This window comes from Haladaptatus cibarius D43 (assembly GCF_000710615.1).
Taxonomy (GTDB): Archaea; Halobacteriota; Halobacteria; order Halobacteriales; family Haladaptataceae; genus Haladaptatus; species Haladaptatus cibarius.
On sequence record NZ_JDTH01000002.1, the window covers coordinates 1,663,133 to 1,678,975 of the forward strand.

The window sequence follows — 15,843 nt, forward strand, 5'->3', positions numbered from 1 at the left end:
AAAACGAAAATCCATAGAAAACGCAGAAACGATTTCAATCAGGTCAACTGAATGTCATCTACGTCGAAATGACGTTCCGACAGCAGTTTCGCCGCCTCGATGTTGCGACCGCCAGCACCGATGGCGACCCCGGTGTCGGCCTGCGCGACTTCTGCGTAGGCCACCGTGTCGTCGTTCTCACTGATGGTGACATGGCGGACTTCCGCCGGAGCGAGCGCATTTGCGACGAACGTGTCCGCGCTGTCCGCGTCCTCCACCAGTTCTACGTTTGCGTCCAGACGATCTTCGACCGCCTGAACGCTCTCGCCGCCGGGGCCGATGGCTTGCGCCATCTCGCCTGACTTGACGACGAAGATGATGCGATTTGTATCTTCGCCATCGGTTTCTTCGTTCTCTTCGGTCAACACGATGCAATCACGGGCCGTCGCGCCCGTTTCGTCCTCGAAAAGGGCGATGTACTGGCGTGCCGTGTCGGAAAGAGTGACCGTCATCAGTCCGAAGGCTCTGCGCCGCGACTGACCGAACCCATCCGGAGGTCAACGTCACCCGTGCCGAGTTTGATTGGCTTGCCGACGATGACATTCTCGATGACGCCGTTCAAGTCGTCGATTTCGCCGTGGATGGCGGCATCGAGCAGGTGGTTCACCGTCACCTCGAATGCCGCGCGGGCAAGCACGGACTCCTTGCTTCCGGAGATACCGTGGCGACCGATGGATTCGATGGTGCCCCGGTTGGTCATGATGTCCGAAACCAACATTAGGTGTCGAACGTTCACGTCGCCAAGCCCCTGCTCTTCGAGGGTGTCCATCGTCTCTTCGATGATGGCCTCACGGGCCGCTTCGACGCCGAGGTTGCGGTAAATCTCGTGGATGTTGTTCGACGTGGTGCGCGAGGCGTCCACGCCGTCGATTTCGATAACGTCACCGAACGCGGAGCCTTCGGTGTAGAGGACGAACTCCTCGCCTCCGTCGTCCATCTTCTCCTTGCGGATGACAACGCGGGTGATGTCCTCGATTCCCTTGAAGACGATTTCGCGGAGTTCTTCGACCAACTGAAGGAGTTTGCGGTAACTCGGCTGGTCGGGGCCGAATTCGATAACCGTTCCCTGCTGATTCGTTTCGACGCCGAGACTGTCTTCGATGATGCCCGAGACTTCGTCCGGAGTAATCATCCGCTCTTCGAGCGTGTCCTCGTTCAGATTGATCGAGACAATCATGTCGGCGACGTTTGTGGAGATGTCACCGAGCGCCAGAATCTTCGTCGCCTCGATTTGCCAGACGACTTCGTGGGCGCGTTCGCGGTTGTCGGCGAACTCGTCGTCCAGATGCACCGTCATCATCGGTGTATCCGGCGTCTTCCGAGCGTCCACGAGTTCGATGAGTCGCGGAAGCCCTTGGGTCACGTCGATTTCCGCCACGCCCGCATAGTGGAACGTGTTCATCGTCATCTGCGTTCCCGGCTCCCCGATGGATTGGGCGCTCACCGTTCCGACCGGGTCGAGCGGGTCAACTCGCGTGTTGAAGTAGCGCGTTTCGACCGCGCGTGCGATTTCGTCCACTTGTTCGACGGAAATCCCGTCGCGCGATTCGATGGTTTCGTACACTTCGTCTTTGAGGCGTCGCGGAAGCTCCGTGTCCTCTACGATTGCCTCCATGTCGTCCGTAACTTCAGTCATCTGATTCCACCTGCCGTGCGTCGGCGTGTTCGGAGAGATTCGTCGGCGGTTGACGCTCGCCAAGGAACTCCAGTTTGCGGTTCTCGCTGTCGAACTCCTCGTCTATGACTTTATCCGCGATATGTTCCACGTCGATTGGGTTCTCCTCGTCGGAGGACACCCGAACCGGCGAGGTTCCGTCTTCACCGAACTCGAACTGAACGATGGTATCGCTGGTGTCGCGCACCGTACCATCGTACTGTGTTTCGAGTTCTGACAGCGCGTTAATCAGACGGCGCTGGAGGTACCCGGACTTGGAGGTACGAACTGCCGTGTCCACGAGTCCCTCTCGGCCACCCATCGCGTGGAAGAAGAACTCAAGCGGACTCAGGCCGCCAGTGTAGGAGTTCTCCACGAAGCCGTGAGCGTCCGCGGACAAGTCGTCCGCTTGGAAGTGGCTGAGCGTGCGGTCTTCGTAGCCGCGGTTGATTCGCTCGCCCCGAACTGCCTGCTGGCCGACACAGCCAGCCATCTGGGTCAGGTTCAGGAGCGACCCACGCGCACCGGATTCGGCCATGATGACTGCCGGATTGTCGTCCGCGAAGTGGTCTTCCGCGATGTCACCAGCAGAGTCGCGGGCCTTCCCGAGCGTCTGCATGATTTTCATTTCGAGCGTCTCGTCCACCGTTCGCCCCGGCAGTGATTCGAGTTCGCCGTTCTCGTAGGTCGTGATGAGGTCTTGGACGCGCTCGTAGGCGTTGTCGATTGCTTCGTCGATTTGCTCTTGGGCCGTCGTGGAAATCGTTTCGTCGTCGATAGCGATGGAGAAGCCAAAGTGCATGATGGCACGCATCGCCAGCGTTGCGACTTCGTTGATGAAGTGACGGGCGCGGGTTTCGCCGTACGCCTTCGTAATGGTATCGACGATTTCCCCGCCGAACGCACCGACTGCGTCCTCGTCAATCGTTCCGCTAACGTGTTGGCCATTTTCGATGACGACGGTGTCGCCAGCCGAACTCGTAAATTCGAGTTCCAGTCCGTCAGGCAGGAGTTCCGAGAACAGCGTCCGGCCAGTCCAGTACGGCGTTCCGTCCTCTTCCTCACCATCGGGTTCCGGCAGTTCGTCGATTCGAGTCGCACGAAGCAGGTCGAGTGCCTGCGTCTCGTTGAACTGCGGGTTCTCGTGCGTGAGCAGATACGTTCCGGAGATGTGGTCTTGAATCGCGCCGATGATGTTCTCACCGAAGCGCGGGGACAGGATTTGTTCCTGCACGCGCATGAGTACGCGCGCCTCCGCGCGTGCCTCCTCGTTCTGAAGGGCGTGCATGTTCATCTCGTCCCCGTCGAAGTCCGCGTTGTACGGCGGGCAGACGACAGTGTTCAGCCGGAACGTCTTGTACGGCATCACGACCACTTCGTGGGCCATGATGGACATCCGGTGCAGGGACGGCTGCCGGTTGAAGATGACGATGTCGCCGTCGACCAGATGGCGGTTGACTTCCCATCCGGGTTCGACCTTCTCCGACAGTTCCTCGCAGTTCTTTTCCGTAACTTTGAGTCGTCGTCCGTCGGGTCGTTTGACGTAGTTCGCACCCGGATGACCTTCCGGTCCGTTTTGAACGTATCGCTGCGCTTCCTCGATGTTGCGCGGCGTGACGTTCATCGTCTGAGTCATCTCACGGGCGACGCGCTGTGGCACACCGACTTCGTTCAGCGAGAGCGTCGGGTCGGGCGAAATGACGGTACGCGCCGAGAAGTTTACACGCTTTCCGGACAGCGAACCACGGAAGCGACCTTCCTTACCCTTCAGTCGCTGTGAGAGCGTCTTCAGCGGACGCCCGGAGCGGTGGCGGGCGGGTGGCGTTCCCGAAATCTCGTTGTCCATGAACGTCGTGACGTGGTACTGGAGCAGTTCCCACAAGTCCTCGATAATCAGCTGTGGGGCACCAGCCTCACGGTTCTCCATGAACCGCTGGTTGATGCGGATGATGTCCACCAGTTTGTGGGTGAGGTCGTCCTCGGAACGCTGGCCATTGTCCAGCGTAATCGACGGACGGGCCGTCACCGGCGGAACTGGCAGAACGGTGAGAATCATCCACTCGGGACGCGAGCGGTCGGAGTCGATACCGAGCGCTTCGATGTCCGAATCCGGAATGTCCTCGAACCAGTCGCGGATGTCCGAGGGCATCAATTTGTTCATGTCCTCGGTGGTGAGGTCGATGGAAAGTGCCTTCTCGATGGCTTTCCGGTCTTCCTCTCGTGGACGGAACTCTCCCGAAATTATTTGGTTGATACGCGAGAGGTCGATGTCCGTCTGCTCCGCGAGTTCCGGCGGCGCGATTGGGTCGCGGTCTTCGTCTTCTTCGCCTTCCTCGTCCCGACCTTGCATCGCCGACGCGATGCGCTCCGAGTACTCGCTCGTGAGAACCTGTTGTACCTCGTAGTAGGTCGTCGGTTTCTCGTGGTTGATGTCGTACTGAACTTCGCCACAGTGCGGACAGCGGTCTTTCTTGCGGGCCTCTCGAATCGCTGCCTTCGTCACGTCGGTAAGGTCGTTGCCGAGTTCCCGCGTCCGGGTCAGCATACTGTGGTACTTTTCCTGTTCTTCCTCGGTCAGGAGGAGTCGGGAACAGTCACGGCAGGTGCCACGAAGCAATCTGCGGATGAGTTTCGTGAAGCCGACGTGGATGACCGGTGCGGCGAGTTCGATGTGGCCGAAGTGGCCGTTGCACGACCCGGAGTGTTGCCCACAGGTCTTACATTCCAGACCGGGGTCGATGACGCCCAGTCGGGGGTCCATGAGTCCCATGTCGATTGGGAACCCGTCGTCGTCGTACGTGTCGGCGGTAATAATTTTCGTCGCCGACATCTCGCGGTACTCCTCCGGGTCCATCAAGCCGAAGCTGATGGAGCCGATTTCCTTGGGAGTTTGATTCGTTGCCATGTTAGACTGCGTCCTCCAATTCGAGTCGTGGGGCGATTCCGAGCGCCTTCATCTCGTCGAGCAGGAGCTTGAACGCGTAGCTCATCTCGATTTCGTGGATGTCCGTCTCCTCCTCACAGTTCGGACAGTACACGCGGTTCTGGTCGATGTTCTCGACTGCGCTCATTCCACACTGACCGCAGACGTAAATCCACTCGCGGTCGGAAGAGTCGAGAAGTCGTTCTTTCAGTGCGAGTGCGGCACCGTGTCCGATGAGAACCTCACGTTCCATCTCCCCGACACGAAGGCCACCCTCACGGGCACGTCCTTCGGTCGGTTGTCGGGTCAGCACCTGCACCGGGCCGCGCGACCGGGCGTGGAGCTTGTTCGACACCATGTGGTACAGCTTGTGGTACAGAATGGTGCCGACGAAGATTTCCGCTTCAATCTTCTCGCCCGTCACGCCGGAGTACATGATTTCCTTCCCGGAGGATTTGTACCCGCGTTCTTCGAGCGCCGAGCGGAGTTCTTCTTTGTCTTCGCCAGTGAATGCCGTTCCGTCAACGCGCCGTCCTTCCAGCGCGCCGACTTTGCCACCGATCATCTCTAGCACGTGCCCGACCGTCATGCGTGACGGGAGCGCGTGCGGGTTGACGATAAGGTCGGGGACGACACCTTCCTGCGTGAAGGGCATGTCCTCCTGCGGCGCGATGTGGCCGACGACACCTTTCTGACCGTGTCGTGATGCGAACTTGTCACCCAATTCCGGGATTCGCTCGTCACGAACGGACACTTTCGAGAGCTTCGAACCGTCCTCGCCCTCCATCAGCGTCACCGTGTCAACGACGCCGGATTCGCCCGAGCGCATCGTGACGCTGGTTTCGCGGCGTTTCTGTGGCGACAGGCCACCCATGTCGTCCGGTTCTTCGAGGAACCGGGGCGGACTCGTCTTCCCCAATAAGACACTGTTTTCGTCAACGCGCGTTTCGGGGTTGACCAGACCGTCCTCGTCCAGATGCGTGTAGGCATCCTCGCCGCGAGCGCCGCGCACGTCGTCGCTTGGAATCTCGAATCGGTCTTCCTGTCCGCCGGGGTAGCGTCGTTCCTCACCCTCGTAGGTACGGAAGAAGTGCGAGCGCGCAAGCGCGCGGTCAACCGACCCGCTGTTGAGCACGAGTGCGTCCTCGATGTTGAACCCTTCGTAGCTCATGACTGCGACGGTGAAGTTCTGTGCCGCAGGGCGGTCGTCGAAGCCGATTTGCTCCGTCGTCTGCGTCTTCACCATCGACAACTGCGGATAGTGGAAGAGGTGCTGGCGCGTGTCCGGGCGAATCCGGTAGTTCGCCGCGGGCAGGCCGAGCGACTGCTTCATCATCCCCGAGCCCATCGTAATACGCGGACTGGCGTTGTGTTCCGGGTACGGAATCATCCCGGCACCGATACCGAAGATGAGCTGTGGGTCGATTTCGAGGTGAGTGTGGTCTTCGTTGAGGTCACCCTCGTCAACCGCGACGTAGATGTCCTCTTCTTCCTCGGCGTCGATGAACTCGATTTTGCCGCGCTCGACGAGTTCCTCAAACGAGAAATCGCCCGCTTTGACGGCTTCAATTTCCTCTTCGGTGATGAGGGGGTCGCCGTCCTCGATGACGAGCAGTGGTCGGCGGGCACGCCCCGCGTCGGCGTTGATGATGACTTCGCGGGTTCGATCTTTGACCGAGACGTTCACCATCTCGCTCACGTCGCCGCGTCGGCGCGCCTCCCGTACTTGGTTTGCGAGCTGTTCCGGGTCGGGATGCGTCCCGACCAAACTCCCGTTGACGTACACTTTCGCTTCTCGTCCCTGGCTCATGATTCAGTCCGCACTCCCTTCGATGCTCTCAATTCCGGGGATGCCCTCGACACCCATGGACGAGAGTTCCTGTTTGAGTTCCTGTTCGTCCTCGATATTCTGGCTGAGTTCCATCGCCTGCGCGAAGTTCTTCACCAGCCCACAGTTCGGCCCTTCCGGCGTCTCGGAAGGACAGATGCGACCCCACTGGGTCGCGTGCAGGTCACGCGCCTCGAAGTGGGGCTGACTCCGCGACAGCGGGCTACGCAGACGACGAAGGTGTGAAAGCACACCCATGAAGTCCGTCCGGTCAACCAACTGCGACACACCGGAGCGGCCACCGACCCAGTTTCCGGTCGCAATCGGATGTTCGAGTCGCTCGGTCAGCACGTCGGAACGAACGACGGTGTTCACCGACAACTGCCGGTTACGCATGTTCGCACGTTCGAGCTGATACTTCACGTCCCGCGCCAGTTTGTTCAGCGCCGTGCGGAACAGGTCTTTCATCAGGTCGCCAGAGACCTTCAGGCGCTTGTTGGCGTAGTGGTCTTTGTCGTCCGAATCGCGTCGGCCGAGTGCGAGTTCGAAACATGCCTCGGCCATTCGCGCGAGGTAGTACGCTTTGTTGATGCGAACTTCCTCCTCTTCGACGCCGTCCTCGTGGAGGTGCGGCAGGAGATAACGGTCGATGACGTAGTTCGCTCGTTTCAACTGGTAGTTTTTGCCCTGTCCGGAGGCGACCCGTTTCCCGAGGGACTCGATTGCCTCCTCTTGGGTCTGGACTTCCGCGGCCTCCAGATTTTCCAGCATGAACTTCACGATTTCCGGGTCGTCGGAGACGCGGTGGACGATTTCCTCGTCCGATTCGAGTCCCAGCGCGCGAACGAGAGTGACGAAGTTGACGCTCCCCGACACCGACGGGAACGACACTTCGAGCAGGCCGTCGCGGGTTCGCTCGACCAGCACCAACGCACGGTATCCACGGCGCTGGCTGAACGTTTTCGCCACCTGAATTTCGTCGCCGTATTTCGTGTCGTACTCGGCGAGAATCTTGTTGGGTGCGAGGTCTTCTGATGTCATCAGCACTCGCTCGGAACCGTTGACGATGAAGTAGCCTCCGGGGTCGGCCGGGTCTTCACCGATTTCGACCAATTCCTCTTCCTCGAAGTTGGCGATGTTACACTTCTCGGAGCCGACCATGACCGGCATCCGACCGACCTTCGTCTCGGTCGTATCGACGACTCGCTTGTCGTCGCCTTCGCCTTTGACGATGGTCATCTCCATGAACACCGGCGCGGCGTAGGTGATGTTGCGGAGGCGCGCTTCCTGCGGATAGAGGAGTTCCTCACTCCCGTCCGCTTCACGCACGCGCGGAGTGACGACGCGAACGTCGCCCAGTTCCACGAACACCGGTTCTTCGCCCTCCTTGTCGCCGATGTCCGTGTCGATAGTGCCCTTCTCGGTCACAACTTCCTGCATGCCGCGAGTCAGGAAGGAGTTAAACGAGCGGTAGTGATGCTCTGCGAGTCGTTCTTTCGAGAAATACTGCCTCGATAGTGCGCGTCGGTCTTCCCGTTGCATTATTCCACCACGAGTCGGTATACGACTGCCCTGTCAGTCGTCCGAGAGTCACGAACGATTTTGATAACGTCGCCGATTTCCGCATCGTCGGGCAACGCAGGGTCCGTCCGCTTGATTTTTGGTAAGTCTGTACTCTTGATTTCGTATTCCTCGAGCACATCGTCGAGCTTGCCCTCATCGACGATGGAGTGCTCCGGAACCATCTTGTGTTGGCTTACGTCTACCATGTGTGCGCGATTTTCTGACCAGCGGGAGAAATGGCTATCACGAGATACTACAGGGTATTACAGGTGGCACTCATTTAAGACTTGCTAAGTAGCGCGCACACGCCCGGCTATCGCACCCCGCACACCATGCGGGCAGTTCTCTAACGCCAGTATCTACTTCGTTCTGGTATAAATTATTTTGGCATGTGGGGAGTCGTACCATAGCACGGGGTGCCCCGACACACTGTCTTCGTTTGGAAAGCCTTAAGCGTACAAGCCAGAAAGCATGAATTGCGTCACAGGCCCGGGTGGTGTAGTGGCCCATCATACAACCCTGTCACGGTTGTGACGCGGGTTCAAATCCCGCCTCGGGCGTTTTTTCAACTTTCAAAACAGTGAGCGGTCAGCTTTGCCGAGCGTGACAAGGGAGCGAACGAGAGCAGGGAAGAACTTGTTTCTTTCCGTGCGAGCAGAACGTCTTGGCGTAGTTCAAATCTCGAAAGGCGCTCCATCTCTTTCGACCTTCGCGAATAAACTGCATTCGCTTGGTCCCACCTCGGGCGTTTTTGATGGATTTACTTGTTTGATGAGAGCTTGATTTCTTTCCGAGAACAGTACTAGAAAGCGACCACTTGGAAGCGGCATACCAAGGCTTGTGGAACCATAGTTGACTATTTTGCTACAAAAGACTATTTTTATAATAGCACATTCGACAGTAATAGCATAGAGGAGAGCGGCACGGTGAACACGAAAGACAAAGGTGATGAAACGGAGGCGAAAATAATTCACACGCTGATTTCTCACGGATACAGTGTTTCGATTCCGTTCGGAGACAACGACAAATATGATCTTATAGTAGATGACAATGGGTCACTCTATCGAGTCCAATGTGAGACAAGCTGGACGAACAAAGAGGGGACGATGCGATTCAATACACACACCCAGACTACAAAAGAGGGAAAATATCACGAAAATACGTATCACGGCGAAGTAGATGCCTTCCTCGTTCGGTACCCAAAAAACGAGAAACTCTATTGGATACAGATTGAGGAAGCGACTGAGCAGAAAATGGAACTTCGATTCAACGCTAAAATAAATCACCCTTCGATTAACTGGGCAGAGGATTACGAGTTTGATGGAGAAATATAGGGGAGAAGATGGCTTGTATCATGTTTATGGTATAGATTGCCAAAGGTGGTGTAAATCGACACCCCTTAATAATGGCGGGAGAAAGGAGTAATTGCGTCACAGGCCCGGGTGGTGTAGTGGCCCATCATACAACCCTGTCACGGTTGTGACGCGGGTTCAAATCCCGCCTCGGGCGCTTTTTCCGAATTCACCTTCTAAAAGAGGCGTCTGTTGCTCCTACTTTCGCGTACTCCGATACTGAATGTCACGAGCGACCGCCCCAGCGAAAACACCTCGTGGCAGGCGAACAGTTCGTTTTTCCGAAGAAGTCAGTCCCGACGGATCCACGGGAAACGAGTCGAGAAACAGGAGGCGTGGGTCAGACGGCGGTCGATTCCGGTGTCTCCAGTCGAAACGCTAACAGTGCGGGAAGCGCGAATCCGAACGCGTTGACGCTTCCGTGCCGGACAATCATCTCGTCGATAGTGACCAGTTGTGGCGTTCCGGGATACGCGGAGTAGCCGTAGGCGAGCGCGAGCGCCATCGTCCAGACGACGGCGACGGCCGCCAGCGCGAGCAGGACGCCCCGAACTCGGTCAACTCGCGGAACGACGCTGCCCAGAATGGAGAGCGCAAAGACGACGACTGCGACGGTGAAAAATGCGACTGCGACGACCTCGACCAGCGGCGAAAACGTGATTCCGACGGCGATGAGCGCGAGGTTTACCATAATAATCAGCGTCGTCGCGGCCATCGCACGGCCAACGAAGTCCGACCCGAATCGACCCCTGTCGTCCGTGACGAGTCGGCCAGCCGTCCCCCCGATAAGCGGGAGTGCAAATCCGGCGTAATGGTAGTGAACCACCGTGAGCAGGATGATAATCGGTTTGAAATGAAACGAAATTCCGGCGCGGGAGAGGAAAAGCGCGACCGCACCGACCGGAACGTACAGCAAGACGGCGTCGATTGCGAGTTCCGGAAGCGGCGTGAAACCGCGAGGAAGCAGACGCCACAGACCGAACAGTGCGACGCAGGCTGTCACCGCGACCCACGGAAGCGCGAGTGCGACTGCACCGACGGAACCGGTAGGGAAAGTAAACGACGCAACGGCCAAAATTGCCGCCGGAGGCTGTCCGAACACCGCGAGACGGTAGACAAGCGGTGTCCCGCCCGAACGCCGAGGTGTCATCGCAACGCCAAGTCCGAGCGGGAGAATGACGAGAACCGCGAGCGCGACGAACAGTTCGACGGTCGAAAGAATATCCGCGGCGACCAGCATCGACCACAGAACCGCACCGAACACGGTGTTTGCGTCGGTGATTCGAAATCCGCGGATAGTGGGGTGGGTATCGGTGAAGTGGAGAGAATCGACACTCCTCTGCCCCTCTACCGTGGTCATCGACTTGCACCCGGCGAACCGGACGAATCCAAGGAACCGGACGATCCCGACGAACTCGGAAGCTGAACACTGCGGAGAGTCGAGTCAGTGAGGCGGCTTCCGTCCGCCTCCTGCCAGTCGTTATCGAAGGTGCCCTGATAGCCGAAGATGTGACCCGCGAGCGGATTCGTGACCGTCGCGGCAACGCGGAATCGCCCCGCGTGGTCGTCGTACCAATCCTGAAGCGTTGCGTCGGCGGTGAGCGGTTCTGGAAACGGAACGTATCGGTTGCCGACGCGAATCCACTGGTCGCCGAGGCGGATAGCGAGACCGCCGTCTTCGACCGAGAGATGGATGTCGGCCACGATTCTGCCGTCGGTTCCGAAGAAATCGGTGATACAGTTTCGTTCCGGATTCCAGCGCATCGTGTCGTCGAACCGACGGACGGGGTCGGTTTGGAACTGACGCCGAAGCGTTAGTGCTTCATATCCTCGGGCATCCACGAAGGCATCGGAGCGAATTTCGAACGGAACATCGTCACCACCTTCCGGGAAGAGGAAGTTTTGGGTCGTCCCGAACCACAGCACGGGAAGCGCGATTGCACCGCGGGAGAGGCGTGTCATTTGACCCCGGCCGATTGCCGTTCGGTCGTCGTCGGTCACGAGGCCGTATCGTTTACGGATTTTTGGGTGGAGTTGCGTCCACTCCTCACCGAGTGCTCGCTCGAACAAACCCGTCGCGGTTGTCACGGCCATCTCCCCTCGAAAATAGGGCGCTCGGAACCAAGCATACGACACAGTTCTCGGCCACAAACAATCATTCTACCGATACGAACGCTCGGGAAAATACCGACGAGGAGGCAAATCTATAGGAAGTATCGTGACGTGACACGATAGGGGAGGGGGACAAATGACGCCAGATAGAGGACGGAGCGTTTCGAAACGCTCCGTCCTCACGCGGGACGAGTGGGGAATGGTGCAGTCGAAGCGACGGGTGACCTATCGAAGATGACCCGGGAAGCGTTCGTTCCGATTTTCGTCGTGATTCTTCTCGTCGTGCAGGGTTCGACCGGCGGCGGGATGGTGATGGGCGAAGGCCACTCCAAGGCAGACATCGGACAGCAGACGCAAACGGCGGACGCAGGGGTAACTGCGGACTTCGAACTCGTCTCCGTCGCGTCGAACGTACCGGTGGATGGAACTGGGAACCTTTCGCTGACGTTCGAGAACACCGGAGCGGACATCACGAACGCGCGAATCGCCGTCCAGTCGCCGAACGAAAGCGTTCGGTTCGGCGACTCGCAAAACGCCAGCAAATCTGTCGGCAACTGGTCTTCGGGTGAACGGCGAACGGTTACGTACAGACTGCTCGCGGAGGAGTTCGCGGAGGTTCGAAGCTACCCGTTCGAGGCCGTTATTTCGTACACTACGAGAAACGGTTCCCGGGAACGGGCCGGGCCGTACACGTTCAACGTCCGGCCCACACAGCCAATTCGGTTGGAGCGATTCGAGGTGACAGATATCTCCTCGAACGTACAGGCTGGCGATACTGGAACCGTCTCGCTCACGCTCGAAAACACGGGACGAGACGTGAGCGACGCGGTCATCTCTCTGCAATCTCAAAACGACCAACTTCGACTCGGAGAGTCGCGGAACGCAAGCCAGTTCGTCAGCGAATGGGCAACCGACGAGGACGTGCAGGTCGAATATCAGGTGTCGGCGAGCAACGACACCGTCGGCGGCAGCTACCCATTCAGTATCTCCGTCTCCTACCGGGAAGACGGGTCGCGGAATCAAACTCAATCACAGCTTATCGGCATCATCCCGGCCCCGGAGCAATCGTTTTCGCTCACCGACGTGAACAGCACACTCCGCGTCGGCGACGAGGGAGTCGTCACTGGGCAGGTTACCAACGAGGGGCCGCAAGCCGCGGCAAACGCGGTGCTCGTCCTTCAGTCGCAGGGCGACAACGCCTTCCCACGGGAAACGGAGTACGCCCTCGAAACCCTTGAATCGGGGGAGTCGGAGCGGGTTCGCTATCGAATCGACGTGAGCGAGGGCGCAGACCGCGGGCCACGACAGTTCTCGTTCGTCGTGCGCTACGAGAATCAGGACGGCGATTCACGCCAGAGCAAACCGCTCGAAACGGCGGTTCGCGTCGGGCCTCAACGGGACGAGTTCGTCATCGAACCACAAAGTGCGTCGGTGGAACAGGGGTCAAGTTCGACCATTTCGCTCGTCGTCACGAACAACGGCGACAGGACGCTGCGGAACATCGACGCGCGTACATTCGTCGATAGTCCGCTCACGCTCGAAGAAGACCAAGCGTTTATCACGCGACTGGAACCGAACGAATCGGCGACGATTGCGTTCAGCTTGAGCGCGGAGGGCGAGGCATTGGCCGGAACGTATCCGATGTCGGTTGATTTCCAGTACGAAACGCCCGACGGAGAGAGCCAACTTTCGGACACCTACGAGGTTCCGGTTCGAGTAGCCGAACCGGACGGAAACGGCCTTCTTTCGTTCTTGAGCGGGGGAATCGTACTTCCGCTGATTCTCGTCCTCGGCGTCGTTCTCGTGGGCGTCGGCGGATTCGTCGCATTCCGGCGGTGGCGGGCCGCGCGAGGAAGTCGGAGAAGACGAGGTGACGGCGGTGGTTGATTACCAAGCAGTCATCGACTGGGCCGACGAGTGGATCGTCGGCCGTTCGAAAACCGTTCTCCTCACCTTTCTCGTTCTGACCGCCGTGTTCGGCGTCGGCCTCACCCGCGTTTCGACCGAGGCAGGGACGAGTCAGTTCACGGAGGATAGTCCCGCACTGGAAGCGTTCGAAAGCGTCAACGAGGAGTTTACGCAACCGTTCGAAGCGGAAAACGGAAGCACGCAACTGATTCAAAGCGGTCGCAACGTGCTGTCGAAACCCGAACTGCTGGCGATGTTGCGGGCGCAGTACCGACTCGAACAACGGGAAGAACTTCGCGTCGCGTCCACGGCCAGTGCCGCCGGAATCGTCGCGCAAACACTCGATCCGAACGCGACGACGCTCGAAGCCCAGGTTCGAACGCTGGAGCGGGCGACGCCGACCGAAATCGAAGTCGCGGTTCGGCAGGCCGCGGAAAATCCCGAGTTTCGGGTGCTGTTGAGCAGGGATTTCAATCGCCGGTCGGCATCTGCCTCGGCGACCATTGGAATCGTCGAACACGTGATTCCGCGTGGTGTTTCACAAGAGGCGGGCGCGGAAGCGTCGCCGGAAACAGACCCCCTCGCGGGGATACAGATTCGGTCGCAGTCGGTCGTCAGTTCCGTTGATAGCGACATCCGACTGTTCGGAAGCGGCATTCTCACGGACGAGTTGTCGAGCGTCACCTTCGATTCGCTCATCATCGTCATCCCCGCCGCCGGAATACTGATTTTCGTCTTTCTGCTGTTCGCCTATCGCGACCCGGTAGACCTCGTTTTAGGGGTCGTTTCGCTGGTGATGACCATCGTCTGGACGCTCGGGTTCATGGGAATCGTCGGGATTCCGTTCACGCAACTGTTGGTCGCCGTGCCGCCGCTTTTGCTCGCCGTGGGAATCGACTACGGAATCCACGCAATCAATCGCTACCGCGAGGAACGCGTCATCGGGGCAAAAGTCAAACCGGCGATGCGGCGCGCGACCGACCAACTGCTCGTCGCCTTCTTCATCGTCACCGGAACTACGGTTCTCGGCTTTGCGTCGAACGCGACGAGTCGCCTCCAACCGATTCGGGAGTTCGGAATCGTCGCCGCCATCGGCATCGTCTTTACCTTCCTCATCTTCGGTATCTTCCTTCCGGCCGCGAAGGTCGTCACTGACGACCTTCGCGTTCGGTTCGACCTGCCGACGTTCGGCGAGCGGCCGCTGGGCGAGGAAGGCTCGCTGCTGGGCCAAACCTTGTCGAGTAGTGTCGTTCTCGCCCGGAAAGGTGCCACTGTCGTTGTCGCGGTTGCAGTCGCCCTGACGCTCGTTTCGGGCATCTACGCAACCGGCATCGACACGACGTTTTCGAACGAGGATTTCCTTCCGCCGGAGGAGACGCCAGCGTATCTCGAAGTGCTCCCCGAACCGTTCGCGCCGGAGACGTACACCGTAACCGAAGTGACGAATTTCTTGGAGGAGAAGTTTGCTTCCGCCGAGGACGACACGGTGACGATTTACGTCGAGGGGCCGTTACGAGAGGACTACGCCCTCGAATCGATTGAACACGCCAATCGGAATCCGCCGGATTCGTTTCTCGCAACCGACCGGCAGGCAAATGCGGAAAGCATCATCACAGTCATTCAGGGCTACAGCCAACAATCGGAAAAGTTCCGGCGGCTAGTCGCACGGAACGACATAGACGACGACGGCGTGCCGGACGACAATCTGGCGTTGATTTACGACCGACTGCTCGATTCTCCCGCCCGCGAGCAAGCACTGGAATATATATCGGACGACCGGCGAAGCACGCAGGTCGTCTACTCCACGAAGAGCGGTGCGTCACAGGACGAGATTACGCGGGATGCTCGACTCGTCGCCGACCGGTATCGCTTCGACGCGGTTGCGACCGGCGAAATCGTCGTGTTTCAGTCCATCGCGGCGACAATTTTCAGCTCCGCGATACGAAGCCTTGCGACGGCGTTGGCCACGACCGCGGTTTTCCTCGTACTTCTCTACCGAATCATCGTGGGACGAATCGCCTTCGGCGTCATCAACCTGTTTCCAATCGTCGTCGCGGTATCCCTGCTCGCGGGAACGATGCGCCTGCTCGAGATTCCGTTCAACGCCCTGACCGCAACCGTTCTTGCAATCGCGTTGGGGTTGGGCGTGGACTATTCGGCCCACGTCGTCCACCGGTTCACCGACGAGTACGAAGGTTTGGGCGAAGAAATGGCGGATGTAGAATCGAAAGGCGACGTGTTCGCCGCACTCACCCGAACTGTTCGCGGCACCGGCGGCGCGCTGACGGGGAGCATGCTCACGACGATTTCGGGAACGGGAATTCTCGTCCTCGCAATCACGCCCGTTTTGGGGCAGTTCGGCGTCGTGACTGCCCTGAGCATCTTTTACTCCTATTTCGCCGCTATCTTCGTGACGCCCTCCGCCATCGTTCTGTGGGATAGATATGTTGCATCGAGCTGATAT

Annotated in this window: 11 protein-coding genes and 2 tRNA genes; 5 read left to right on the top strand and 8 right to left on the bottom strand. The window is 58.8% G+C overall.

What is annotated here, in order from left to right:
- Positions 1–38: 38 nt before the first annotated feature.
- From HL45_RS13845 to HL45_RS13870, 6 genes are read right to left on the bottom strand one after another with little or no spacing between them, the layout of a single operon-like run.
- Positions 39–491 (bottom strand): NusA-like transcription termination signal-binding factor, encoded by a 453-nt coding sequence (locus HL45_RS13845; protein ID WP_049971656.1) that lies wholly within the window; start codon positions 489–491, stop codon positions 39–41.
- A complete protein-coding gene (rpoA2, locus tag HL45_RS13850; protein WP_049971657.1) occupies positions 491–1,675 on the bottom strand; it encodes a DNA-directed RNA polymerase subunit A'' in 1,185 nt (394 codons plus the stop codon). The genes HL45_RS13845 and rpoA2 overlap by 1 nt, the downstream gene beginning before the upstream one ends.
- Entirely contained in the window at positions 1,668–4,598 is a 2,931-nt protein-coding gene (locus tag HL45_RS13855; RefSeq protein ID WP_049971658.1) for a DNA-directed RNA polymerase subunit A', read from the bottom strand. Before HL45_RS13855 ends, rpoA2 begins: the two co-directional genes overlap by 8 nt.
- Before the next feature lies 1 nt (position 4,599).
- Positions 4,600–6,426 (bottom strand): DNA-directed RNA polymerase subunit B, encoded by a 1,827-nt coding sequence (gene rpoB / locus HL45_RS13860; RefSeq protein WP_049971659.1) that lies wholly within the window; start codon positions 6,424–6,426, stop codon positions 4,600–4,602.
- Positions 6,427–6,429: 3 nt separating this feature from the next.
- On the bottom strand, positions 6,430–7,986 hold the full coding sequence (locus HL45_RS13865) for a DNA-directed RNA polymerase subunit B'' (protein ID WP_049971660.1): 1,557 nt from the start codon (positions 7,984–7,986) through the stop codon (positions 6,430–6,432).
- A complete protein-coding gene (locus HL45_RS13870) occupies positions 7,986–8,213 on the bottom strand; it encodes a DNA-directed RNA polymerase subunit H (protein ID WP_049971661.1) in 228 nt (75 codons plus the stop codon). The genes HL45_RS13865 and HL45_RS13870 overlap by 1 nt, the downstream gene beginning before the upstream one ends.
- 281 nt (positions 8,214–8,494) lie before the next feature.
- On the opposite strand from HL45_RS13870, the gene HL45_RS13875 reads away from it, so the two are divergent.
- The 3 genes from HL45_RS13875 to HL45_RS13885 all read left to right on the top strand — a co-directional run bounded on the left by HL45_RS13875 (position 8,495) and on the right by HL45_RS13885 (position 9,516).
- A tRNA-Asp gene (locus HL45_RS13875) sits at positions 8,495–8,567 on the top strand.
- 366 nt (positions 8,568–8,933) lie between these two features.
- Positions 8,934–9,341 carry a group I intron-associated PD-(D/E)XK endonuclease gene (locus HL45_RS13880; RefSeq protein WP_049971662.1) on the top strand — a complete coding sequence of 136 codons (408 nt, stop codon included), beginning with the start codon at positions 8,934–8,936 and terminating at the stop codon, positions 9,339–9,341.
- A gap of 102 nt (positions 9,342–9,443) precedes the next feature.
- Positions 9,444–9,516: transfer RNA gene (locus HL45_RS13885), tRNA-Asp, on the top strand.
- 183 nt (positions 9,517–9,699) lie between these two features.
- Here HL45_RS13885 and HL45_RS13890 read toward each other — a convergent pair.
- Positions 9,700–10,719 carry a YndJ family protein gene (locus HL45_RS13890; protein ID WP_049971663.1) on the bottom strand — a complete coding sequence of 340 codons (1,020 nt, stop codon included), beginning with the start codon at positions 10,717–10,719 and terminating at the stop codon, positions 9,700–9,702.
- Positions 10,716–11,453: a DUF4166 domain-containing protein gene (locus HL45_RS13895; RefSeq protein ID WP_049971664.1), complete on the bottom strand. Its 738-nt coding sequence runs from the start codon at positions 11,451–11,453 to the stop codon at positions 10,716–10,718. Before HL45_RS13895 ends, HL45_RS13890 begins: the two co-directional genes overlap by 4 nt.
- Before the next feature lie 252 nt (positions 11,454–11,705).
- On the opposite strand from HL45_RS13895, the gene HL45_RS13900 reads away from it, so the two are divergent.
- Positions 11,706–13,358: a COG1361 S-layer family protein gene (locus HL45_RS13900; RefSeq protein ID WP_049972048.1), complete on the top strand. Its 1,653-nt coding sequence runs from the start codon at positions 11,706–11,708 to the stop codon at positions 13,356–13,358.
- Positions 13,351–15,840: an efflux RND transporter permease subunit gene (locus tag HL45_RS13905; protein ID WP_049972049.1), complete on the top strand. Its 2,490-nt coding sequence runs from the start codon at positions 13,351–13,353 to the stop codon at positions 15,838–15,840. Before HL45_RS13900 ends, HL45_RS13905 begins: the two co-directional genes overlap by 8 nt.
- Positions 15,841–15,843 lie beyond the last annotated feature (3 nt).